Genomic DNA, 26,084 nt, shown 5'->3' on the forward strand with positions numbered 1-26,084 from the left:
AATATTTTTAAATATATGTTAAGAATAATTGCTGGTAAATTAAAAGGAAGAAAAATAGAAGAACCTGACTTAAATATAGTTAGACCTACAACAGATAGAGTAAGAGAATCCATTTTTTCTTCTATTCAATTTGAAATAGAAGGAACAAAAGTATTAGATTTATTTTCAGGTTCAGGTGCAATTTCATTTGAATTTATTTCAAGAGGAGCTAAAGAAGTTTTTTCTTCAGAAAAAAATAGAAAAGTCTTTAATCTTATAGAAAAAAACCAGAAAAAATTAAATATAGAAAATCTTTTTCTTTTTAATGTGGAAGCATTTCAAATGATAGAATTGTTTAAAGAAAAAAAGTTTGATTTTATATATTTAGATCCTCCGTATAACGAAGTTACTTTGTTGGAAGAAACTTGTAAAAAGATTTTAGAAAATGATATATTAGACGAGCATGGTACACTAATAGTAGAAACAAATACTGAAAAAATAAAATTTTCAGATGAATTTTTAATAGATAAGAAAAAGAAATATGGTAAAACTTTTGTATTTTTTATAAAAAAAAGATAAAAGGTGAAAAATGAAAAAAGATAAATTAGTAATTTTAGCAGGACCTTCAGGTGTAGGTAAAGGCACAATTGAAAAAATATTATTTGAAGATAATAGTGAAATGAAATTAAAACTTTCTTGTTCTGTAACTACAAGAAAACCAAGAGAAGGTGAAGTGGATGGGGTTCATTATTATTTTGTTTCTAAAGAAGAATTTGAAAAGAAAATAAAAAATAATGAGTTTATTGAATGAAATAGCCATTTTAATAATTTTTATGGAACACTTTATTCCGAAATTGAAAATATAAACAAGCAAGGGTTTTTGCCTTTATTAGAAATAGAAACTAATGGCGCATTAAATATAATGAAATATTATGAAGAAAAAAATGAAAGTTCTTGTTTAATTTCCATTTTTATTACTCCACCTTCTTTACAAGAGTTAAAAAATAGAATTAATAATAGAGCAACAGAAACTGAGAAAGAAATAAAAATTAGAATTGATAAAGCAAAAGAAGAGTTAAAAGAAAAAGATAAATTTTTATACTCAGTTATTAATGATGATGCGCATATAGCGGCTAACGAAATAAAAAAAATAATATTTAAAGAATTAAAAAATAATGATTAAAAAAATTAATAATGTAAGTTTTTTTTCTGTAAGTGAAAAAGGAAAAAGAGAAGAAAATCAAGATAATTATTGTATTCTATACAATGATAATTTTTTTCTATTTTTAGTAGCAGATGGTATGGGTGGTCATTTAGGTGGAAAAAAAGCTTCAGAAATAACTGTAGAAACTTTCCGTGAAAATTTTAGTTCCTTAAATCCTGCGATTGAAAATAATGAAAAAATTGATCAATGATTTATAAAAATTGTAAATTTATCAAAACAAAAAATGAAAGAATGAGCCGAAAATAATGACTTATCTTTTTTAGATATGGGAACAACTTTATCTGCCGTTATTTATGAAACAAAAACAAAAAATATTTATTCTATAAATATAGGTGATTCAAGATTTTATATTTATAAAAATCAATTAAAACAAATTACCAAGGATCAAAACCTTTTAAATTTTTATATGGAAAATGAAGGCTTTACTTTAGAGGAAGCAAGTATTATTCCTGGAGCTAAATCTTTAATCTCTTCATTAGGTCCCAAAAAACTAATGGAAATTGATTTTTTATCGAGTAATATGAATGAACTAATAGATAAAAAAGAAAATAATGAAGTATTTTTTCTTTTAACAACAGATGGTGTACACGATTTTTTATCCAAATCGATTATCGAAAATATATTGTTTTTAAAAAATCAAAATATAGAATATAAAGGGAAATTATTAATTCAGCAAGCTTTAGAAAATAATTCAAGCGACAATTTAACATTAATTTTAGTAGAGATAAAAGATGAATAATTTAGGATATAAAAAGAAACTTGAAGAAAAATACAAAATTTTAAATATGATAGGTGGTGGAGGTATGTCTACCATATACCTAGCAATAAACAAAGCAAACAAAACGAAATGTGCCATAAAATTTATGAATTCAAACTTAATGGACGAAAATAATATAAAAAGATTTGCTCAAGAAATAAGAATTCATAAAAAAATAAATTCACCTTATGTAATAAAATTATTAGATTACTGTTTTGATAGAGAAAATAGAGAATTTTGAATAGTGATGGAATTAATAGAGGGAACAATTCTTAAAAATGTAATTGAAAGGGTTGGTTCTCTTTCCAAGGAAGAAGTTGTTAATTATTCTAAACAAATAGTGCTAGGTTTAAAAGAAATTCATAATGCCGGAATTTATCATAGAGATATTAAAGATTCAAATATAATGGTTTCCACATTAAATGAAATTAAAATAATAGATTTAGGTATAGCAATAGATAATGAGTCGGAAAGATTAACGCAAGAAAATAAAGTTATAGGATCCGTTCATTATATGCCAGGTGAAATTGCAGATTATAAAGAAAAAGGATCAGAAAAGATAGATATATACTCTGTTGGAATAGTTATGTATCAAATGCTAATTGGATCAGTGCCTTTTACTGGCTATTCACATGTTAAAATTATAAGTAAACATAAATATAATCCTGTTCCTAAAATTCAAGTTTTAAAACAAACAACTTCTCATGGTTTAATCAATATTATTAATAGATGTTTAGCAAAAAATCCTGATAATAGATATAGAGATATGAGTGAATTATATAGAGATTTATCCACTTGTTTAAGACCAGATCGTTTAGCTGAAAAAATAATTGATTATAATAAACCTGAAAAGAAAACTTTTTTAGATTTTTGAACTGGAAAAATGGGTAATTTTATACTTTACACATCATTAGTTATTGTTTTAATTTTATTAATCATTGTTATAATTTTATTATTAATAGAATAGATGGGAAGTTATGGAAAAAGGAAAAGTAATAAGAATAATTGCGGGTTTTTATGACATTTTAGATCAAAATAATAATGTTATCAGATTAAGAGGGAGTGGAAAATTAAGAAATTCCGATGTATTACCCGTTGTTGGTGATATTGTAGAATACGAAAAAAATGGAATGGTAAATAAAATTTTAGAAAGAAAAAACTTTTTTATTAGACCTAAAATTGCAAACATTGATCAAGTTATAGTTGTTATCTCGCTTAAAGAACCTGACTTTAGTTCTTTTCTTTTAGATAAATTTTTATTAATTATAGAATCTAAAAAAATAAAGCCCATAATAATTTTTACAAAAGTAGATTTATTTTTAGATTTTGATCTTATTGCAAAAGACTATAAAAAAATGAATTATGATTTTTTCTTTATAAATAACAAAGAAAAAGAAAGTGAAAACATAAAAAAACTTAAGCCATTATTTAAGAACAAAATTTCAGTTTTTATGGGCCAAACAGGAGTTGGCAAAACAAGTTTAATTAATAATTTATCAGATCAAGATTTTCAAACACAAGAAATATCGAAATCTTTAAACAGAGGAAAACACACTACTAGAGTTGTTCAAATGATTGAATGAAATGGTGGATTTTTGATAGACACTCCCGGGTTTTCTTCTTTTTCGCTAGATATTAATAAAGAAGAAATAAATCAATCTTTTGCTATATTTAGAGAAAATTTTATTTATTGCAAATATAGAAGTTGCCTACATTACAAAGAAAACGAAGAAGATTGTAAAATTAAATTAATGGTAAAACAAGAAGAAATACCTTTATTCAGGTACGAAAATTACATAAATTTATTAAAGGAATTTTTGAAAGGTAAAAATGAAAAAAATTAGTCCATCATTATTAAGCATCGAAAAAGAAAAAAGGTTAGATATGACTCATACACTTTTAAATATGGGTATTGATTGAATTCATTATGATTACATGGATGCTAAATTTGTAGAAAATAGAGCTATTGAAATAAAAGAAATAAAAGAAATAAAAAATAATTCCCAAAATCATATTATGGATATTCATATAATGGCCTATGAGCCAAAAAAAATAGTTGAGCAAGTGATCGGTGTAGTTGATTATGCAACTGTTCATTATGAAGTTTTTAAAGATCAAAATGAATTATTGGATTTTGTAAAAGAATATCAAAATAAAATTAAATTAGGTTTATCAATAAAACCTAATACAGATTTTTTAGAAGTACAAAATATTTTAAAACATTTTGATTTATTACTAATAATGTCTGTAGAACCAGGAAAAGGCGGACAAACTTTTATTGAACATTCGCTAGATAAAATTAAATCAGCTAGAGATTTTATAAACAAAAATAATTTAGATATTTTGATACAAGTAGATGGTGGAATAAATAATTTCACAGCTTCTAAGTGTTTTAATGCAGGAGCTGATGTTTTAGTATCGGGTTCATATTTAACTTTAGAACCATCAGTCCAAAAACTTAAAAATTTACTTGATTAGCATAAAATATTTTTTAATATATCAAAGAAATAATTTTTTTTCGATACACTCGGGTAAGTTGTTATATAATTAATAAGCTTAATTTATCCTATAATATAAATTTTGTAAATTAAGAGATAAAATTTTAATTATTTTTAAATAAGAAAGGAATAAGAATGCCTACAATAGCACAATTAGTTAGCCAAGGGCGTGTAAATAAAGTTAGAAAAACTAAAGCTCCTGCGCTAATCGTTGGTTACAACTCTTTACAAAAAAAAGAGACAAAATTGCCTTCTCCATTTAAACGTGGAGTATGTACAAGGGTAGCAACAATGACACCTAAAAAACCTAACTCAGCTTTAAGAAAATATGCAAGGGTTAAATTATCAAACGGAATGGAAGTAACAGCTTATATTCCAGGAGAGGGTCATAATTTACAAGAACACTCAGTAGTTTTAATTCGTGGAGGTAAAGTAAAAGACTTACCAGGGGTTAGATATCACATTGTTAGAGGTACACAAGATACAGCTGGAGTTAATAAGAGAAATCAAGCTAGATCAAAATATGGTGCCAAAAAACCTAAAAAATAATTTTTAATATAAAATAAAGGAGAAAAATATGTCAAGAAGAAAACAAGCACCTATTCGTGATGTTTTAGCAGATCCAATTTTTAACTCAAAATTAGTTACTAAATTAGTTAATGCTATTATGTTAGATGGTAAAAAATCAACAGCTCAAACAATTTTATATTCAGCTTTTGATATTGTTAAAGAAAAAACAGGAAAAGATCCATTAGAAGTTTTTCAACAAGCAATTAATAATATAACTCCACAACTTGAAATTAGATCAAGACGTGTTGGAGGAACAAACTACCAAGTTCCAATGGAAGTTTCAGCTAGAAGAAAACAAACATTATCTTTAAGATGATTAATAAATTACTCAAGATTAAGAGCTGAAAAAACAATGGATTTAAGATTAGCTAATGAAATCATTGATGCATCAAATAATACAGGTGGAGCAATTAAGAAGAAAGAAGATACACACAAAATGGCAGAAGCTAATAAAGCATTTGCTCATTTTAGATGATAATTATGGCAAGAAAATTCGACTTAAAAGATTATCGTAATATCGGTATAATGGCTCACATTGATGCAGGTAAAACTACTACCACAGAAAGAATCTTATTTCATACAGGAAAAATACATAAAATAGGTGAAACACACGATGGTGGTTCACAAATGGACTGAATGGAACAAGAAAAAGAAAGAGGTATCACTATAACCTCTGCTGCTACAACAGCGTTTTGAAAAGATAAAAGAATTAATATAATCGATACTCCAGGGCACGTTGACTTTACTGTTGAAGTTGAACGTTCACTAAGAGTTTTAGATGGAGCAGTTGCTGTTCTAGATGCTCAATCTGGTGTTGAACCACAAACAGAAACAGTTTGAAGACAAGCGACAAATTACAAAGTACCTAGAATTGTTTACGTAAACAAAATGGACAAAGCAGGAGCTGATTTTGAAGCTTCAATTCGTTCAGTTAAAGAAAGATTAGGTGGAAATGCGGTTGCTATCCAATTAAATATTGGAGCAGAATCTGATTATAGAGGACTAATCGATTTAGTTGAAATGAAAGCTTTCGAATACGATGGTGAAAAAGAAGAAAACGCAAAGGAAATTGAAATTCCTGCTGAATTATTAGATAAAGCTAAATTAATGAGAAATCAATTAGTAGAAGCTGTGGCAGATTTTGATGAAGATGTTATGATGATGGCTTTAGATGGATCTGAAGTAGATTCAGAAACATTAAGAGCAGCTATTAGAAAAGCAACTTTAACTTCAGAATTTTTCCCTGTAGTTTGTGGTACATCATTTAAAAATAAAGGTGTTAAAAAAATGATAGATGCAGTTGTGGACTATCTACCTTCACCATTAGATGTTCCAGCTATAAAAGGTTATGCAGATGATGAATCAGTTATTGAAGTTCCTGCTTCAGATGATTTTGATTTTTCAGCGTTAGCTTTTAAAATAATGAACGATCCATTTGTTGGTACATTAACATTTTTTAGGGTTTATTCAGGAGTTTTACAAAAAGGTTCCTATGTTTATAACTCTACCAAAGATAAAAAAGAAAGAGTTGGGCGTATTTTGGAAATGCACGCTAATTCAAGAGAAGAAATTGATGAAGTTAGAGCAGGAGATATTGGTGCAGCTGTTGGGTTAAAAGATACAATTACAGGAGATACTCTAATTTCAGAAAAAGCTAAACGTTTTGTTTTAGAAAGAATGGTTTTTCCAGAACCTGTTATTTCTCAAGCTTTAGAACCAGCTTCTAAAGCAGCTACTGAAAAATTATCTTTAGGTTTACAAAAATTAGCAAATGAAGATCCTACATTTAAAACATGAACAGATGAAGAAACAGGACAAACTATAATTGCAGGTATGGGTGAATTACATCTAGATATTATTGTTGATCGTTTAAAAAGAGAATTTGGTGTAGAAGCAACTGTTGGAGCTCCTCAAGTTTCATATCGTGAAACAATAACTAAATCTGCTGAAGTTGAAGGTAAACATATTAAACAATCTGGTGGTAAAGGACAATATGGTCATGTGTGAATTAAATTTGAACCAAATCCAGATGGTGGTTTTGAATTTGTTGATAAAATTGTTGGTGGTAAAATTCCAAAAGAGTATATAAAATCAATTCAAAAAGGTCTTGAAGATAAAATGGCAGCAGGTATATTAGCCGGATATCCTATGATTAATATTAAAGCTACATTATTTGATGGATCATACCATGATGTTGACTCCTCAGAAATGGCTTATAAAATTGCGGCATCAAAAGCATTAACAAAAGCTAAAGATGCTATAGGAACTGTTTTATTAGAACCAATTATGGATGTTTCTGTTGTTGTTCCAGCAGATTATTCTGGTGATGTAATGGGAGATTTATCACGTAGAAGAGGGCAAGTTAAAGAGCAAGAAACAAGAAGTGATGGAGCTAATATTATAAGAGCCGATGTTCCATTATCAGAAATGTTTGGTTACTCAACACAATTAAGATCTATGACTTCAGGTCGTGGAACATATCAAATGCAATTCGATCATTATGAAGTAACTCCAAAACAAATCGCTGATGTTATTATTAAAAAACGTGCTATTAAAGTTGATGAAGAATAGCATTTATAATGCATAGAATTATTAATTTTTTAAATTAAAATTCTATGTTTTTTTAACACTAAATTAAAGGGGAAATTTATGAAATTAAAAAAATTAAAGCTAAAATTATTAGGAACTATTTCTTCACTAACATTATTTTCTTTAATTTCTTGTCAAAGCGGAGAAGTTATAGCGGCAGATCAAGAAAATAGTACTGAAAAAGAAGTTAAAAATACAGAAAAAGAAAGTAATATAGTTGAAGCAAGTTACGATGCTAATTTTGATTATTCAAATGCTTTAGTTTTTAAAGACGAAAATTCTCAAACAAAATTCTATGATTTGATTAATTCAAGAGGGTTTACGGGAATTCAATTTTATGAAACTAATAATTTCTTTGGATTATTAGGAATAGGAAGAGATAATAATGATATATTTATTACTAAAGAAGGACTTGATTCTAAATTAATTAGACAAATCACTATCCCTAGTGATACAAGAGATATAAAAAGATATAGAGATGCCGAATGAAAAGAAGAAACTAGAACTTTAGTTTTTAAATATAAAATTAAAGGAGATCCAACAGATAAAGATTATACACAGGAAATAATTTTTACTAAAGAAAATAAAAAAGCAGAAATTGATGAAACATTGTATGAAAATATTCTTGTACCTGCTTCAAGCGAATGAAAAACTTTATTTAAAAATAAAGTAGATAGTAAAGGTGATTTTTACGGTTTACAATTTTATCCTAAACAAAATTTCATTGGTATTATAAGTGGAAATTCTAAAGATGACAATAAAATTTTTGTTGCAAAAGAAGGAACAGATTTTAAAAATATTTCCCGTGTTTCAGAAATAGATAAAAGCGATAAGTTTGATAGCTCTAATAAATTTCCTACAAAAACATTAGACACCATATATGATTCAGTGACGGGTAATTTAACATTTAAATATAAAATAAAGAATTCAGTAAGTAATAAAGTATTTTCTCAAACAATTAATGTAAAATTAGAAACTAGCTCTGCAGCTTCAGAGTCAGAAAGTGCAAGTGGTTCAAATGATTCTGTAAGTAGTGTTTCTTCTGGTGAATCAAATAATATGGATAATAGCACTTCTATGTCAGATGATGATCAAAATCTTTTTGAAAATGCTTTTAAACCCGCTAGTGATAACTGAAAAGAATTATTTCATGCAAAACTAGCTAAATTAAAAAATGGTTTTAGAGGAATGCAATATTATAAAAGAGCAAAATTTATTGGATTGTTAGGAGGAAATTCTAAAGATGATAATAAAATCTTAGTCTTAAAAGATGGTTTAAATTTTACCCAAATACAGACCGTTAATAATCATGAAACAAACTTTTCTGATGCAACCTACTCTGAAGAAACAAAAATTCTAACTATTAAATATAAATCTAAATCAAATACCGAAAGAATTTATACACAGACCTTTGATTTAAACTAAAAAACATCAACTTTCTAATTACTAGTTGATGTTTTTTTTATATTCTTCTTTTAATAATTCTTTAGGTATACTATAAAGATTAATATGACAATATCCAAGAGGATTTTTTTCTAAATATTTTTGGTGATATTCTTCAGCTTTAGTTTGATCATATACAGGTAAAAATTCTAAAAAATTATTTTTATTTTCTTTTTTAACAAATTGAGAGTTTAATTTTTTGTACTTATCAAGTAGTTCTTCATCATTAGAATATATTCCAACTCTATATTGGGTTCCTATATCATTACCTTGTTTATTTAAAGAATAAGGATCCACAATATTTAAATAAAGATTTCATATTATTTCTTCTGAAATTTGACTATCTTCATATATGATTTTCACTGCTTCTGCATGTTTTGTAGTAGTGCACACTTCTTTATAAGTAACGCCTTCAAAACCTCCATTTATATAAAAAGATTCAGCTTTTTCTATACCTAATACTCTAGAAAAATAAGCTTCCACACCTCAAAAACAACCTCCAGCAATAAAAATTTCTTTTTTCATTTTTTTCTCCTTCAGATAAAAATTATGTCTAATAAATAAATGATATATGACAAAATGAAATTTTACAAAAATTAATTAACAAAATCCAAAAATATACTTTTTTTGTTATAATTTAAATTATATTTAAATTAAAGTAAGCGATGAGGTAACCATGTTTTTTGATGAAGAAGATAAAAAAGATGACTTAAAAAAATATTTAGTTGAAGATGAAGAAATAAAAACAGTTTTTCAAAAAGAAGAAAAAAAAGAAGAGGAAGATGAGGAAGAAATTGCTCCTCAAGATAAAGAGGAATATGTAGTTTCTTCTCAATTAATCGAATCAGAGACTTCGGGTATTATACCTAAAGCAATATCAGATGAAATGCGTAATTCTTTTTTAGAATATGCTATGTCTGTTATTGTTTCAAGAGCATTACCGGATGCAAGAGACGGTTTAAAACCCGTTCATAGAAGAATTTTATATGGAATGAGTGAATTAGGTATTACTCATTCTGTAGCGCATAAAAAATCTGCTAGAATAGTTGGTGATGTTTTAGGTAAATATCACCCACATGGAGACTCATCAGTTTATGATGCTATGGTTCGTATGGCTCAAGATTTTTCATTAAGATATCCATTAATTGATGGTCATGGTAATTTCGGTTCAATCGATGGTGACGAAGCTGCAGCTATGCGTTATACAGAAGCAAGAATGTCTAAAATCGCTTCATTAATGGTAGAAAGTATTAAAAAAGACACTGTTGATTTTATACCTAATTATGATGGTTCAGAAGTAGAGCCAAGTATTTTACCTTCAAAAATACCTAATCTTTTAGTTTCGGGTGTTACAGGTATTGCAGTTGGTATGGCAACAACAATACCACCTCACAATTTAGGTGAAGTTATTGATGCAACAATTGCATTAGCTAAAAATCCTGATATTACAATAAATGAATTAATGGAATATATCAAAGGTCCTGATTTCCCTACTGGAGCAATGATTTTAGGGAAAAGTGGAGTTTTAAAAGCTTATGAAACAGGTAGAGGTTCTTTTATTTTAAGATCAAAGGTTAGAATTGAAGAATTTAAAAACGGAAAAAGTAAAATAATAGTTTACGAAATACCTTATGAAGTAAAAAAACCTGTATTAATAGAAAAAATAGTTCAATTAATAAAAGAAAAGAAAATTGAAGGAATTTCTGATATCAGAGATGAAACTTCAAGAGAAGGAATCAGGGTTGTATTTGACATTAAAAAAGGATTTATTCCTGAAGTTGTATTAAATAATCTCTATAAATTAACATCATTACAAATAAGTTATTCTATCAATATGATCGCTTTGGTTAAAGGTGAACCTAAATTATTAAATTTAAAACAAGCATTAGAAGTTTATTTAGAACACCAAGTAGATGTTTTTACAAGAAGGTTACAGTTTGATTTAAAAAAAGCCGAAGAAAGAGTTCGTATTCTTGAAGGTTTAAAAATAGCCATTGAAAATATAGACGAAGTTATTCAAATAATTAAAACTTCTAAATCTGACGCCGAGGCTCAAGGAAAATTAGCAGATAGATTTAAATTAACACAAATCCAAACAAAAGCAATTATTGAAATGAGATTAAGTAGATTAACAGGATTAGCTGTTGAAAAATTAATTTCTGAAATGGATGAACTATATCAAAAAATAAAAGAACTAAAAGAAATTTTAGACTCAAAAAATAAACTAATAGAATTGATAATTAAAGAATTAAATGAAGTTAAAGAAAATTTCGCAGATAAGCGTAAAACAGAAATTAGTTCTACAGAAATCGGGACTATTAATGATGAAGATTTAATACCATCCAATGATGTAGCAATAACATTAACAACAAATGGTTACGTAAAAAGAATTAATATTGATGAGTATAAAACCCAAAATAGAGGTGGTGTTGGTTCTAACACAGCTACAACATATCAAGATGATGATTTAAGTTCAATATTAATTACTAATACGCACACAGATTTATTAATATTTACAAGCTTAGCAAAAGTTTATAGATTAAGAGCTTATGAAATTCCTGAACAATCTAAACTAGGAAAAGGAATTCCTTTTATTAATTTAATATCAATACAAAAAGATGAAAAAGTTATTTCTATGCTATCTGTTTCGGAATATAAAACAGGAAATTATTTAGTTACAGTATCCAAAAAAGGAATAATTAAAAAAACAGATATAATTCATTATCAAAGAATTAATTCAAACGGTAAAATTGCTTTAGGTCTAAAAGATGGCGATGAATTACAAAGAGCCTTTATTGTAAAAGATGGTGATGAAATTATTATTGGTGCATCTAATGGTCATGTTGTAAGATTTTTAAGCGACGAATTAAGAACCTTATCAAGAATATCAGAAGGTGTTAAAGCAATTAAATTAGAACCAAAGGATGAAGTTGTAGGAGCTTCTACAACTTCAGAAGGTAATTATATATTAGCTCTAGGAGAGTTTGGATTTGGAAAAAAAACATTAATTGATGAATACAGAATTACATCACGTGGAGCTAAGGGTGTTAAAACAATAAATAGTGAAAAAGCCGGAAGATTAACTTATATAGGTAATGTAAAAGGGACAGAAGAAATTCTAATTTTAACTAAACAAGGTGTAGCAATAAGAACGCCTTTAAGTCAAATTGCTGAAACTTCCAGAAATACTAAAGGAGTAAAAATTATTTCTTTAAAAGAAAAAGATTCTATTAAAGCGATTGCAAAAATAGAAGGTATAGCTGAAAATTAATAAAAATTTAGAAGTAAAATTTTACTTCTTTTTTTATTTTTCTAAAATAAGTTATTAAATCTAATATAATTTAAAACATTATGTTAGATTTTTTAGGTAAAAGATTGCAAAAAGCAATGGAAAAAGCGAATAAAAAAACAGTTTTAAAAGAGGAAGACTTACTAGAAATAACAAGAGAAATTAAAATTGCTTTATTAGATGCTGACGTAAATTTACTTGTTGTTAAAGATTTTATTAAAGAAGTAAAAGAAAAAGCGATTGGATCCGAAATAATTGGCAAATTAAACGCAGGACAACAAATGATAAAAATAGTTAATGATGAATTAACTAGAGTTTTAGGTGGTAAAACAAAAGAAATAAAGTTACAAAATAATAGAACAGTTTTTATGATGACAGGTTTACAAGGATCTGGTAAAACAACTTCAACAGCAAAACTTACTAGTTATTTTTTAAGAAAAAAATTAATTAAAAAACCTTTAATGATAGCTGCTGATATATACAGACCTGCAGCTATTGAACAATTAAAAGTTTTAGGTAAACAATTGAACATAGATGTTTATTTTGAAAATGATTCCAAAGTTGAAGATATTGTGAAAAATGGAATGGAAAAAGCTAGAACTGAATTTTATGATTTTGTTATTATTGATACTGCAGGACGTTTATCGATTGATGAAGTACTAATGCAAGAACTAGTTAATGTTAAACAAATCGCAAGACCAGATGAGATATTATTTGTAGCAGATGCTCTTTCTGGACAAGATATAATAAATGTAGCAACCACTTTTAATGAATATTTAAATTTAACTTCTTCTATTATTACTAAGTTAGATTCTGATGCAAGAGGTGGAGCCGCACTTTCTATAACTAAATTACTAAATATTCCTATAGCTTTTATTGGTACAGGTGAAAAAACTAACAATTTTGATTTATTTCACCCTGATAGAATGGCTGATAGAATACTAGGAATGGGTGATGTTTTATCTTTAATTGAAAAAGCAGAGGAAGTAATAGATAAAGATAAAGCTGAAAAATTAGGTAAAAGAATGTTTTCGGGTAATTTTAATTTAGACGATTTATTAAATTCATTACATCAGATGAAAAAAATGGGTAAATTTTCAAAAATAATAAAATTAATTCCAGGATTAGAAAGCAAAATAGATATATCTCAAGTTGAAGGAGTTGATGAAAAAATAAAACTTTATGAAATAATTATCTCTTCTATGACTATGGAAGAAAGAAAAAATCCTAAACTTTTAAAAATTAATTCTAGAAAAGAAAGAATAATTAAAGGTTCTGGTAGAACAGCACAAGAATACAATAAATTGATTAACGAATTCGATTCTTTATCTAAAAAAATGAAAGAAATATCCAAAAACGGAATGGGAGGATTTGCAAATTTATTTAACAAATAAATTTGAAATTTATGACTTTTCAAACGACTTCATTAGCTATAATTTTTGCATTAGCTAGCTTATCTTTATTTATATTTTCAACTAAAAAATTATCAACTAGTTTGAAAAATATTGGTGATAATAAATTTAAAAAAGTAATTAAAATTATTTCCAAAAATAATTTTATATCATTATTATTTGGTGTATTTTTTACTACATTAATACAATCATCTGATGGTGCAATGGCGCTAATAATGGGACTTTTAGCTGCTAAATTTATTGGTTTAAAAGTTGCTATAGCGTTTTTATTGGGAGCTAATATAGGAACTGCTACCACATCTCTTATTGTTTCATTTCAATCTGCGTTTCAATTTACTGAATACTTTATTTTATTTATGTTTATTGGGGTATTTGGTTCTTTACTAACTAAAAAAGAAAGAGCATCTCATATATTTTTAATTCTTTTATCAATAGGTATGGTGTTTTTTTCCTTAAAAATTATGTCCGGTGCAGCAAAACAAATCGTTAAAGAAGATTTTTTTAAAAATTCTTTATCTTTTGTAGCTATAAATCCTTGATCTTCTTTTGGTTTTTCTTTCATATTAACAGGAATAATGCAATCTTCAAGTGCAACCGTTACACTTTATCAAGTTGTTTTTAATGAAGCTGATTTTGTTTTAGAACTTCCTTCAGCTATCGCACTGGTTTTTGGAGCAAATTTAGGTACAACAGTTACTGGTTTAATAGTTTCACTAACTTCAAGAAACGAAAATTCTAAAAAAATAGCAATTATTTGAGGATTCACTAATTTATCAATTTCGTTACTACTATTGCCTTTTCTTTATCCTTTTACTTTTTATGCGGATTTTATTAAAATTTTAGTTCCATCACAAAAAGCATTACAACTATCTATTGCTCATTTATTCTTTAATTTTATATTAGTATTTATTTACTTTTGAAATATTAAATATCTAGAAAAATTAGTTAACTTAATTATTAAAACAAAGGAAACAAATTCTGAATTTAATATCATTTTACCAGAGGAATTATTAGGACAAAATGCCTCATTAGCATTAAAAGTAGCTAAAAAAGCACTTTATTCACAAGGTCAAATTTCGTTAGAGGGAATAAAAATATTAAATAAATATATATCTGAAGGAGATCAAAAAGAACTCAAAAGATATGAAGACTTAGAAAATATCATTGATGACACAAGGACATCAATTTATAATTATTTAATTAGAATAAGCTCTGAAAATTTAACTAAAGAAGAAGCGAAAACACATCTTTCATTAATACTTTCTTCTCGTTCTATTGATAAAATTATGGGATTAGGTAATTCTATAATTACAGAAATGAATAAAATTTATAGTTCCAAAAATGATAATTTCTTTAATATTAATGCAGATATTTTGGTCGAAATTAAAGAACTAACCAATTTAATTACTCAACTTTTAAAAAATTCAATTGATCAATTAGAAGAAAATAATAAAGAAAGAAGTCAATTTATTGATAAATTAGCAGCAAATATTAATGCTCTTACTTTTAATTTTGCTAAATCAAATGTTGATAGATTAAAAACAAACGAAGGAAAAGAACAATTAGAATTAGACTTTGATTACAGCATATTATTAAGAACTATTGAAAGAATCGCTCACCACTGTCAAAGAATAAACCATTACATCAAAAATTCTAGATTAAAAGTAAAAAGAATTTCAGAAAAAGAACACACCACATTTATTGAATTAGATAAATAAAAAAACAGTTGTTAAAAAACATCTGTTTTTTCCCTGAATGCAAAATCAAGTGCACCACTATAATGTAAAATTAAAAAGTGGTTGCACTTGATTTTTTAAATAAAAAACAGCTCTATAAAAATTTAAGACAACATACTTTTTATTGAAAGGACCATATGAATTATAATACAACAAAGCATTATTCGCATTTAAATGCTGAAAAAGATTTTTAATAGAGAAATTGTTTTATAAAAATATTCAATTAGACAAATTGCTAATTTTCTTAATGTCAATCACTCAACAGTGTCAAGAGAATTAAAAGAAATTCAAATTTTTACGGATTTTATGATCATTTGATAGCAAATGAAAAAGCTAAAATAAGACATAAACATAAAAGATTGTTTTTCTTTTCTCAAATGGATGATTATAAAGAATTTAGCAAACTTATTAAAGATAATTTTAACAAAGCAACATGCGGAATAAAAATGACTTACAACTTAATAAAAGAAGGTATTAAAAATATTAAAATCCCTTCGCTAAGGACTGTTTTTAATTGGATTAATACAGGAAAATGAGTATTAACTAATAAAGATAGATTAAGAAAGCACTATACAAAAGGCGGAAAAAGAAAAAATAACGTTATTGAAAGACTTGTGCAGTCAAATTATGTTTTTCCTATTTGAGCTAGACCAAAACATATTGATTTAAGAGAAACATTTGGGCATTGAGAGGGTGATTTAGTTATAGGTAAAAAATCCGCAGGGCATTCTAGTCTTTTAACTTTAGTGGAGAGAAAAGCAGATTAGGAATAATTGTAAAAGTTTCAAGTAAAAATCCTTTTACATTAATAAAGTCCTTTATGAAAGAATAAATACACTAGAATTACCTGTTGAAAGTATTACTTTTGATAATGGAATTGAATTTAATGCGGTTGGAATATTAGCAAAAAAATTAGGAATTAAAATTTATAAAACCGATAAGTACGCTTCTTTTCAAAGAGGAACTAATGAAAATTTTAACGGACTTATAAGAAGAGTTTATAAAAAAGGGACTGATTTTAATAAAGTCTCTCGAGAAGAAATATTAAATCTTGAAAAAAGAATAAATTTTATGAATAGAGACATACTAGAAGGAAAATGCGCTTTTGACATATATGAAGAAGAAATAGAAAAATTAAATAAATATGGGTCAGTTTAAAATTCTGGGGTTGTTGTTCCCAACTCTAACTTAATTGTATCATATTTTTAGATTTTGTTAATTGTCATTTTTATTTTTTCTCAACCTTCTCACGCGCACATGTGTGCCCGAAAAGCTTTAAAGCAGGAAAAGAGTGTCATAATTTGTTAAACACAAAGACACTTTTTCCTTTAGTAATATTTTATAAATAAAATATTAAAAATTACATTTTTTGTCATAACTTTTTATGTTGCATTTTAAAATTTGGCAATTTGTATTGCCATTTTTTAAAAATTAAAATTTTATATATTACGTAGTAATATATATATTTATCAAAATTTGTATGACAAAAATTGCCATTTACATTTTTTTAGTAAAAAACGATAGATTATAGAAAAACTAAATTCTCATTAGAATTCAATCTAAAACTAAGTAAATTTCTGAATGAATATATACCAAAAACACTTGATTTTTTAGTAAATTTAGACTTAGTAATTTGTCTTATCAGTGTTTCTGTATGACTTCCAATATCAAAATCTTTATCATAATTTACTAGTCCAAAAGTGTTATTTTGAATGTAGTCTAGGAACCTGAAATACTCTCATTTTTTACTATCAGGCATTCATAAACCAAGCTTTTCTTGAATATAATTAAATATATTTTTAAGTAATTTTATTGCTTGTTTATACTTGTTTTTACAAATCAAATCATAAATTTTTAATCATAAATTTGTTCCATTTTTTGATTTATATCAATTAAAAAGTTGAAAATTTAAACCTCTATTTGATTTAAAACCTACTAGGTTTTTTATCGCTTTTAGCACATGAAATCTATCTAAAATATACTTAGCCTTTAGTTCTTTTGCTATTACTTTTATAAAATTTGCACCATCTCCATAGACTACAATTTTACGTTTTTTATCTCCATAAACATTCGCGATTATGCGTCTAATTTTAGTTAAAATTTCAGAAGTTTTTAGCATGGATTTACCAGTAATTTTTTGCTCTAAAACTATTGTTTTTTTGATCATTTTTTTATTAGAATCTAACCCTAAATGCATGACGATTAATCTATTTGTAGTTTTAACTTTTTTATGATTTTTTCATTTTATACTACTATAAGAATCGTCAATTTCAATATAAATATAATCACCATTATCAATTGATTCAATATTATTTATTTTAGAATTTTGATCATTTTTCTTATTAATAATTCCGCTTATAGTACCTATAGAAATAGTATTTTTTGGAAACATTTTTACTATACTTCTATAATCAGAACCGGAAGCTACAAGCTCAAAAATTTTATTTTTAAAATTGGAACAAATACTCTTAAATTTAGATACTGTATCAAATTTATTGTCAAAATATACATATTTAAATCGGTTATTTTTCAATATTTGTTTATATCTAATTTTTGTTATTTGAATTATTCCATATTCTGTTTTATAATGTCTTTTTAAATAATCTTTCACAACTAATTTTTTATTTTTTCTTTCAATAGAATCTCTAAATTTTATTTCTTCCTTTAAGTGTTCTTTAGCATATAAATCTAAAACATTTACATTTTTAATATAATCATTTATTGATATTTTTTTTAATTTTTCCATAAAAAAATAGTAGCAATATTTTGCTACTAAACTCCTTTTTTAATTTACTACTATTGCAATATTATTTTAAAACCCTTCATAAGTTTTAAATGCTAATTTGTATAATGATTTCAATATGTCTTTGTCAATAGTTTCTAATTCATCAAATACAGTATCTTTCTCAATCTTAAATTTCGAATCATTAGTTATTATTTTTTCTATTGTTTTTGGTAATTGAGTACATAAATTTTTAAATGAATTCTTATCTCCTGTCACGATTTCATAAAATTTGTCTATGGATATTTTTCTTATTCTTTTATTTGGTAATTGTTTCTCTTTTTCTAGCGTTATAACCCACTCTGAATCATCTGATTTTTTAGAAATTATTTCAACTAAGGCACATATACTTTTTTCCTTATCTTTAGAATTTAATAAGTGATTTTGCATTCTTATATATGTACTTTTAGCAGAAGAAGAATTCATTGTATTATGCTTGTTTTTCATTTCAATATAATAAACAGTTTTTGAAATCTCATCTTCATATATAATATCTCAACCTTCTTTTGGAATTTTGCAGTTTTTTATATATTTAAAAATATTTTGATGAAAATATCCTATTGCATTATTATTTGATTTATCTCTTTGTCTATGTAATTCCAATTCAATAATTTCTTTATAAGTTTTATTCAAAATATTTTTGTCAAATAACAATTTAATTGGATCAATTATGTTTTTATTAAATTTCTTTAAATTTATTTTTTTTAATATTTCTCCATATTCCATAATTGTCTTTTTTACATGATATTCAAAATCTTCTTCTTTTATAAATTTTAAATTATATTTCATAAAACTATCCCTTTAAACTTTTAAATATTTCACTACCTATTGCATAAGCTAAATTGCAAGGAACTGCATTTCCAATTTGTTTATATTTATTTGCCATACTTCCGAAGAATTCTCAATCATCCGGGAAAGATTGGATTCTTGCGCTCTCTCTGATTGTAAAAGGTCTATTTTCAAACGGGTGACATCTATCAGTTTGTTTCATTTGCGGGGTTGTTAATATAGTTAAAGATGGTTCATCTAAACTTAATTTTCTTAATATACCAGTTCTTCCGCCGCCCATATATCAACAACTTTTCATATACTCTTTTGCTTGATTTTCCGGTATATCCTTTCAATATCCTCCTGGGGGAACTAATTCAAATAATTTTTCTTTATATTTTGAATATTTTGCACCTTCACTATTTGGTACATTTATTAAAATATCTCTTAAATTCAATTTATATGCATATTCTTTAGGAAATTCAAATTTAATATTATTCTTTAAGTCCTCTCTGATTCCGATAACTATCAGTCTTTCTCTTTTTTGTGCAACTCCATAATTTACTGCATTTAAAACCTTAAATTGAGTATAATAGCCCTGCTCTTTGAAGATATTTAAAATTGTTTTAAATGTTTTTCCTTCATCATGAGACAATAATCCTTTAACATTTTCGAATAAAAACATTTTAGGTTGTAATTTATTTAAAAATTTAGCATAATGATAAAACATAGTTCCTCTAACATCTTCCAAACCCAGTTTCTTTCCTGCGTAACTAAAACTTTGACAAGGAGCCCCACCGGAAATTAAATCTAATTCATATTTTTTTACATTAAATTCTTTTTCTAAATTTCTATCTGCTACTTTTTCGATATCTTCTTCTAAAACATTTCAATTTTTTCTGTTTATTCTAAGTGTTTTTGCTGCATATTTATCAATTTCTATCAAAGCTACATGATTAAAACCTGCTTTTTCTAATCCTAACGCCATACCACCTGCTCCAGCAAATAATTCTATACTCTTCATATGTTTCCTCCAATTAATTTATTCTACTTTTGAATATTTTTGTTGTTATTTATATCAAAATTATATTATAAAAACAAAAATGGTAACCATTTTGGTTACCAATTTGGTTACCATTTTGGTAACCACTTTTTTTATAAAATAATAAGAGTTGTTAAACTCTTTATTTATTATTTTTTTACATTGTCATTCCAAAGTCTTCTTCGGATTCTTGCTCTAGCTCTAATTTTTTCTTTTCTTCTAAATTTTCACGAATTTCACGCATTTCTTTTCAACTTAAATTAGGATCTAAATACAGAAAAATATTTATTTTGTTTTTTATCCCTTCAATTATTTGTCGCATTTGCGGAGATTGAAATTTTACATCTGTATAAATTAAAACTTCATTTTTGCTCAATCCTTCTTCAAAACCTCTAATAATTTCATTTTGTTGTGCTAAATTATATTCTTTAATATTTATATTGTTTTTAGTTATAAAATCTAAATAATCTGTCTTAAATAATTTTTCATTTCTTTTAATATTATCTAAACGAATTAAAAATAAATCTTTACTATGTCTTAAACCTGCATTAATATCTTTTATTTCGAATAAAGTCTTTTCTTCTTTATTTCTCAAATCTAATATTTCTTTTTTAAGTCTATTATCTTTTAAGTTATGAATTTTTTCTATATCTAATAGATCTTTGTGAGAATATAAAGTTTTAGCTTTTACTTCATTAGATGTTTCATTTACTGTAATATGACTTAAAGAAATAAATGGAGGAACTTCTTTAAAATTATTTTGTAATTTATCATAAATTTGAATAATTTCATTTACATTAAAAAAATCAGTATTTAAAAATAATGTATTTTTTTTATTAAATACCTTTTCCATATCTTTTTCTGAAATTTTATATATTTGAGTTGTATCTATTAAACTATCTTTTGTTAATAAACCTTGCTTTTTGGCAGCTATTTCAACTTCACCTTTAAATACAGTTTTAAAATTTCCTTCGCTATCATATAAACTTCTACATTTTAAATAGTAATAACTTTCATAATAATCACTATGAAATATAACTACAGGATGATTATTTATGTTTCTTTCTAATCTGTCAAATGTAATTGAAGTATCAGTAAAAAATGGTTTCATTTTTTCTAATTCTTTATTTTCCATATTGATAATATCCTTTAAAATTTTATAATTTAATTTTATTAAATTATAAACTATATTTTAAAAATTAAAATCGGATAAAAAAAGTTTCCGCGAAAAGCGAAAACAAATGACCAATTAAATTTTATCACATTTTTAAAATAATTTCAAAAAAGGAATGTGATATGGAAAAAATTTTAAGCAGAAGGAAAAAATGATTTTACTTAGATAATAAAGAGAATAAAAATGGTAACCATTTTGGTTACCAATTTGGTTACCATTTTGGTAACCACTTTTTTATTTTAATTTTGCCCCTTTACCAAAACGATAATATAACCATACACCTAGTAATCCTAGCAAAATTGTAGGAAATACAATTACTAAAGGTATAAATCAATATAAATTTTCTTTTTTAGAAAAAAAGCTTTTATTTTCTTTATTTTCATCCTTATTTATACTATCTATAGAATCATTTTCCCTTAAAGAATTTTCTTTTTCTTTACTTTTTTCTTCTTCGGAACGTAAATCATTAGAAATATTTATAGTTTTTGAACCGCTCAAAAGAAAGTTTTTAGGAATTAAATTAATTTCTACTTGATTAAAAGTGTTAATTTTTAGTAATTCCAATAATTTAACTTCATTTTCAAAAATTAAATAATCTTCAAAGTTAATTCCTATTTCTCTTAAATCATTATCTATTCTTTTTATAATTTCTTTTCTTAAATCTTTAAAATTAGAAATATTTTCCAATTCGATATCATTGATGTTGTAATTAATAATATTTTTTTCTGGTGGAATATAAGTATTATTTACCAAATTAAAGATATCTATCAATTTGTACCCCAAGTAGTATTTATCGGGCGTAGCAACACTACTATCTAATTCTAGCTTACGTTTTTTGTATAAAGGATTATCAAATGTAGAAGCTCCTTCAATAAGTAATTCTCTCAATACAGTATCTAAATTGCTAATAGTATAATCAACTCCATAAACAAATTTAGAATTCATATTGTTAATAACTAAATCTGTTACTATTTTTTTAGCTAATTCTAAATTTTCTAAACCCGATAATCCTTTTAAATTTATTTCTTTTAAATTAAAATTTTTAAAGATATCCTGATATTTTTCTCTTGAAAAAGGACTAGCAAATACTAATTTATAATTTTTTATTCTATTTAATACTTTTATATAATGTGTGTCTCTAAATTCTGGTTTAACTTCTCATTCGATTCTTAATCAATTATCTTCAGATAAAGAATAAGAAAAGTTAACTTTATCTTTATTTTCAAAAACACTATATTGTTCGATTTTGCTATCAAGATCAAAATAATTTTTCTCTGTATTTTTAGCGCCTTCTTTAATAATTTCTATATTTATTTCTGGAACTATGTCGATTTTATTTTTATTTAATTCATCTTCTTCATGTTGTGATTTTCAAATTACATTTACAATAATAGAATCTGGATCAATGGTATAAATGTTATTTCCTGTTGTAGATTCATTTATTTCAAATTTAAAGGTTAAACTATTTTCTAAAATCTCTATCTCTGTTCTTACTTTATCTTTATTTTCAAAATCAGCTAAAAAGGAATTAATTATTTCTTCATTAAGGACAAAATCTTCTTTTTCTATTTTTCTTGTTGTTTCCAATATTTTTTGAATATTAACTACTGGTTTAATTTTTATGCTAATTGTTTAATTATTAATTTTGCCGACATATGCTTCATTTATATATAATTTCCAATAATTTAGAATTTCTTCATAAGATAATTTAAAAATTTGACTATTATCTATGTTTAAAACTTGATTTAAATAACTATATAAATGCTTACCTTTTATTGAGCTTCAAAAAGGGGTTATACTTTCATTCGGGAAAGTATTAGTAAATAAATCTTTTGGTGAATTTTCACCTATTAAAAACATTTTATATGCATCTATTCCCTTTTCAGTTCTAGAAGTAAATAGTCAAATCCCTGAAGAAGAAAAATAGTTATTTTCTTGTGAAGTTAAAGTAATATCATTTCCTGTATTGACAGTAGGTTGAACCAATTCATCATTAATTAATTCTATGATTTCATTATTATTTTTATTTATTAAAAATCTTTTGGCAACATTCGAATTGTTAATATCATCTAAAACTAAATTAATTCCTTTACCAACAACAGAAGCTTCCGCAATAAAACCTCAAGTTATATCTTCATTATTATCTAATAATTCATTTCTTTCGTTTAAAGGATCTTGTATAAATCTTGTATTATTAGGCAATTTTAAGTCGCTATTTTTAAATTCTACTCAAACAATTTGTTTTTTAGTTCCTGTTTTTTTATCAATTAAAGGGTCAAATTTAGGGTTATTAATCTTGTTTCCATTTTTATCTAAAATAAAATTATTATCTTTATCTACTAAAAATTCTTCTATTAGTTCTTTTTGTTTAGGATTGTTTTCAGGATCTCAAGCAAATCATTTACCATTTACAATATTATTAGCAGATTGTATGATAATAAATATCGTATATCTACTTACCTCTTCTCTATTTTCTTCATTAGCATTGGTTTTATTGTATTTCACAACACTAATTTCATATTCATTAGTTCCTGAAGTTTCTTGACCGTTATTTTCAGTTTTTTCTAATCTTAAATCAGCTAAATTAAATTGAAAATTCCTATCTAAAACATCTACTTTTTGGTTATTAACAAATAACACTTCATCTTCTCTAATGGTTGTAGTAAATTGAAGTTTAGCGGGTGCATTATATAGTCATTTTCCACCATAAGTTCTTGAAACAGGTTTATTTGATTCTTGTATTAAAACTGGTTTATCATCAACTAATTCTAAACTATATGGATTGGTTAAATCTAAATATTTTCCCGGTGTAATTTTTAGCCTGGAACTTATATCTTTATTTCTAAATTTATCAGTTGGATTATATTTTACTGAAATGTTTTCTGAAATCAAAAAATGTTCTGTTCTATTATTAAAGGGATTATGATATCTGATAAAGAATCTTAATTTTTCTCCATCTTGATAAGTTTCCATTTTGAGTTGTGAACTAAAGTTAGAATCACTTTGAAAGTTATATCCATTAAGTTTATTGATGGCATATTCTCAGTTAGATGTATCGTCAACTGCTATTTTTTCAGTATTTAATCCTCTTTCAAAACCAGTATCTGTTGGTATTTCAAAAACTCCATTTTCTAAAAAGTCAGAACTTAAAAATAATCTTTTAGAATTATTTAAATGATTATATAAGTTTTGTTTGGTTATAGTTTCGCTATCATTTTTTGTTTCATATGCAAAATCTATATTTACAGCAATTTTAAATTTTTCTATTTTATTATTAAGACGATAGTGAAAGTTTAAAGCTCCACCCGTTATACCTTCTTCAGCAAATTTAAAATTTATTTTAAACTCTAAATTTTTAACTTCAAATTTAGTAATTCTAAAATTCGAAGCAATACTTCTTTTTATCTCGTTATATTTTCTTTTTATTGCTTCTTTTAAAGCGTTTCTTATACTACTATTATCGTCTAGTAGTGATTTTGAATTATAAAAATAGCTATTTCTAAATTGATCAGCAAAATCACTAGAATTTCCATTTTCTATACTAATATTCATGGAATTAATTCAATTATTTAATTTACTTTCGGTCGAAATGTCCAGATTAAGATTATTAAAAGAATGTTTTGCAAAATCTCCATTGTCTACTAAAGCTTGTCTACTTCCTGCTTCTCTACCAGCATCGTATATACCTTTATAAAGATTTTTATCAGCTCCAAATCACGCTTGTTCTTTTATTCTATCTAAATTTGTATTGTATTTCCAAACTTCATATGGTTCAGGGTTTAGATATGATGCAGTTCCTCTATGATTTTCACTTTTTCAAATTTGCGTTCCTGAATATGTATCATTTGCTATTTTGATTATAGAATTTTGACCACTTATACCATTGTTATAAGTTATTCTAGGAAAAGCTCTCGAATTTCTAGTTCTAATTTTAGTTGCAGCAGTATTGAATCAAGAATCTTGAGGATAAAACAAATTAGTAAAAAAAGTATATCCTTCCGTTTCTATTATTTTAGTAGTACCATTGAATAATCTATCTAAACCATTTGCACTAAAAGTGGTTTCAAAATTTAATTTATTAGTATAACTTCTTCTTGTTTCTAAATCTTTAACATAACGGGGTTCATCAATATATCTACTTCCTGCTGAAAGACTTAAAATTATTGGTAGTGAAAATAAAGGCATTGTTGCCAATGCCGAATAAGGTATTTTATTCTTTAAATTCTTCCTCTTCATCGTATTTCTCCAAATCGTCTAATCAAAATTCTTTAAATTTTTCAAATCTTTCTCTATCCTTTATTTCTTCTAATAAGGTTTTTTCTCTATTTGCATGTACCTTTTTAATATATCTATCTCTTTCTTCTATAAAGTCAAGAGGTTCTTGTAATCATAAAGAATTAGGTTTATTATAGTTGTGACGTTCATCCTTAATGTCAGCCATATTAAATAAAACTTGAATTATTCAATTAAGTTTTTTATTAAGTATACCTATTTCAAAAGTAGTAATTTGTTGTAATTCATTTATTTTATTATGTATAGGTTTATCATTAGTTCAAAGCGCCTTTTTTAAAGCATAAAATAAATCATCTTTTACGTCTCTTACTTGCGCTTTCGCTTTTAAGTTTTTATATTTATCTAAAATAGCTTTATTTACAAAGTCAGACACTGGTATGTTTTTTAAACGTAATTCTTCTTTTAATTGATTAAAAAGCACAGCATCTTCTTTTCTATTAAATCTACCGCTATAACGTGGTTGTAAAATGTTTTTATCTCTTATCTTTTTTTGTTGTTGTTTTTTGTTTTCCTTATTCGCTCCCATT

Annotated in this window: 22 protein-coding genes and 1 pseudogene; 16 read left to right on the top strand and 7 right to left on the bottom strand. The window is 25.5% G+C overall.

What is annotated here, in order from left to right:
* Positions 1–15 precede the first annotated feature (15 nt).
* The 10 genes from rsmD to NX772_RS01410 all read left to right on the top strand — a co-directional run bounded on the left by rsmD (position 16) and on the right by NX772_RS01410 (position 9,043).
* Positions 16–558, top strand: coding sequence for a 16S rRNA (guanine(966)-N(2))-methyltransferase RsmD (gene rsmD, locus NX772_RS01365; protein WP_027123196.1), 543 nt, complete (start codon positions 16–18; stop codon positions 556–558).
* Positions 559–568: 10 nt separating this feature from the next.
* Entirely contained in the window at positions 569–1,162 is a 594-nt protein-coding gene (gmk, locus tag NX772_RS01370; protein WP_027123195.1) for a guanylate kinase, read from the top strand.
* Positions 1,155–1,943 carry a PP2C family protein-serine/threonine phosphatase gene (locus NX772_RS01375; RefSeq protein WP_027123194.1) on the top strand — a complete coding sequence of 263 codons (789 nt, stop codon included), beginning with the start codon at positions 1,155–1,157 and terminating at the stop codon, positions 1,941–1,943. Before gmk ends, NX772_RS01375 begins: the two co-directional genes overlap by 8 nt.
* Entirely contained in the window at positions 1,936–2,928 is a 993-nt protein-coding gene (locus tag NX772_RS01380; protein ID WP_027123193.1) for a serine/threonine-protein kinase, read from the top strand. The genes NX772_RS01375 and NX772_RS01380 overlap by 8 nt, the downstream gene beginning before the upstream one ends.
* 10 nt (positions 2,929–2,938) lie before the next feature.
* On the top strand, positions 2,939–3,805 hold the full coding sequence (gene rsgA, locus NX772_RS01385) for a ribosome small subunit-dependent GTPase A (RefSeq protein WP_027123192.1): 867 nt from the start codon (positions 2,939–2,941) through the stop codon (positions 3,803–3,805).
* On the top strand, positions 3,792–4,439 hold the full coding sequence (locus NX772_RS01390; protein WP_027123191.1) for a ribulose-phosphate 3-epimerase: 648 nt from the start codon (positions 3,792–3,794) through the stop codon (positions 4,437–4,439). Before rsgA ends, NX772_RS01390 begins: the two co-directional genes overlap by 14 nt.
* 155 nt (positions 4,440–4,594) lie before the next feature.
* Positions 4,595–5,008, top strand: a complete 414-nt coding sequence (gene rpsL, locus NX772_RS01395) for a 30S ribosomal protein S12 (protein ID WP_027123190.1) — start codon at positions 4,595–4,597, stop codon at positions 5,006–5,008.
* 28 nt (positions 5,009–5,036) lie between these two features.
* Positions 5,037–5,507, top strand: coding sequence for a 30S ribosomal protein S7 (gene rpsG / locus NX772_RS01400; RefSeq protein WP_027123189.1), 471 nt, complete (start codon positions 5,037–5,039; stop codon positions 5,505–5,507).
* Between the two features lie 2 nt (positions 5,508–5,509).
* A complete protein-coding gene (gene fusA / locus NX772_RS01405; RefSeq protein WP_027123188.1) occupies positions 5,510–7,600 on the top strand; it encodes an elongation factor G in 2,091 nt (696 codons plus the stop codon).
* A 78-nt stretch (positions 7,601–7,678) separates the two neighbouring features.
* Entirely contained in the window at positions 7,679–9,043 is a 1,365-nt protein-coding gene (locus NX772_RS01410; protein ID WP_027123187.1) for a hypothetical protein, read from the top strand.
* Between the two features lie 21 nt (positions 9,044–9,064).
* Here the strand turns inward: NX772_RS01410 and msrA are convergent, their stop codons facing one another.
* Positions 9,065–9,586, bottom strand: coding sequence for a peptide-methionine (S)-S-oxide reductase MsrA (gene msrA, locus NX772_RS01415; RefSeq protein WP_027123186.1), 522 nt, complete (start codon positions 9,584–9,586; stop codon positions 9,065–9,067).
* 151 nt (positions 9,587–9,737) lie between these two features.
* Between msrA and gyrA the strand changes: the two genes are divergently transcribed.
* The 6 genes from gyrA (at position 9,738) to NX772_RS03980 (ending at position 16,656) form a co-directional block, all read left to right on the top strand.
* Entirely contained in the window at positions 9,738–12,332 is a 2,595-nt protein-coding gene (gene gyrA / locus NX772_RS01420; protein ID WP_027123185.1) for a DNA gyrase subunit A, read from the top strand.
* Positions 12,333–12,412: 80 nt separating this feature from the next.
* On the top strand, positions 12,413–13,744 hold the full coding sequence (gene ffh / locus NX772_RS01425) for a signal recognition particle protein (protein ID WP_027123184.1): 1,332 nt from the start codon (positions 12,413–12,415) through the stop codon (positions 13,742–13,744).
* 11 nt (positions 13,745–13,755) lie between these two features.
* Positions 13,756–15,480, top strand: a complete 1,725-nt coding sequence (locus NX772_RS01430) for a Na/Pi cotransporter family protein (RefSeq protein WP_084477565.1) — start codon at positions 13,756–13,758, stop codon at positions 15,478–15,480.
* A 249-nt stretch (positions 15,481–15,729) separates the two neighbouring features.
* Positions 15,730–15,819, top strand: a complete 90-nt coding sequence (locus tag NX772_RS03975; RefSeq protein WP_465223508.1) for a hypothetical protein — start codon at positions 15,730–15,732, stop codon at positions 15,817–15,819.
* 56 nt (positions 15,820–15,875) lie between these two features.
* A complete protein-coding gene (locus tag NX772_RS01435; RefSeq protein WP_259429392.1) occupies positions 15,876–16,265 on the top strand; it encodes a hypothetical protein in 390 nt (129 codons plus the stop codon).
* A gap of 91 nt (positions 16,266–16,356) precedes the next feature.
* The gene (locus NX772_RS03980; protein WP_465223509.1) at positions 16,357–16,656 is read left to right on the top strand and encodes an IS30 family transposase; all 300 of its coding nucleotides are present in this window, start codon (positions 16,357–16,359) and stop codon (positions 16,654–16,656) included.
* 367 nt (positions 16,657–17,023) lie between these two features.
* Here NX772_RS03980 and NX772_RS01440 read toward each other — a convergent pair whose 3' ends face one another.
* From NX772_RS01440 to NX772_RS01470, 6 genes and pseudogenes are all read right to left on the bottom strand, one after another.
* Positions 17,024–18,244: an Mbov_0401 family ICE element transposase-like protein gene (locus NX772_RS01440; RefSeq protein ID WP_027123570.1), complete on the bottom strand. Its 1,221-nt coding sequence runs from the start codon at positions 18,242–18,244 to the stop codon at positions 17,024–17,026.
* A gap of 66 nt (positions 18,245–18,310) precedes the next feature.
* The gene (locus tag NX772_RS01445) at positions 18,311–19,069 is read right to left on the bottom strand and encodes an Eco47II family restriction endonuclease (protein ID WP_027123569.1); all 759 of its coding nucleotides are present in this window, start codon (positions 19,067–19,069) and stop codon (positions 18,311–18,313) included.
* A 4-nt stretch (positions 19,070–19,073) separates the two neighbouring features.
* A complete protein-coding gene (locus NX772_RS01450) occupies positions 19,074–20,072 on the bottom strand; it encodes a DNA cytosine methyltransferase (RefSeq protein WP_036450324.1) in 999 nt (332 codons plus the stop codon).
* A gap of 175 nt (positions 20,073–20,247) precedes the next feature.
* Positions 20,248–21,225: an Mbov_0400 family ICE element protein gene (locus NX772_RS01455; RefSeq protein WP_027123578.1), complete on the bottom strand. Its 978-nt coding sequence runs from the start codon at positions 21,223–21,225 to the stop codon at positions 20,248–20,250.
* A 273-nt stretch (positions 21,226–21,498) separates the two neighbouring features.
* Positions 21,499–25,500 (bottom strand): annotated as a pseudogene (locus NX772_RS01465) (Mbov_0399 family ICE element protein).
* A complete protein-coding gene (locus tag NX772_RS01470) occupies positions 25,475–26,083 on the bottom strand; it encodes an Mbov_0398 family ICE element protein (protein ID WP_027123559.1) in 609 nt (202 codons plus the stop codon). Before NX772_RS01470 ends, NX772_RS01465 begins: the two are co-directional and overlap by 26 nt.
* Between the last annotated feature and the right edge of the window lies 1 nt (position 26,084).

It is taken from the genome of Mesomycoplasma molare, from assembly GCF_024918955.1.
Lineage (GTDB): Bacteria > Bacillota_I > Bacilli_A > Mycoplasmatales > Metamycoplasmataceae > Mesomycoplasma_A > Mesomycoplasma_A molare.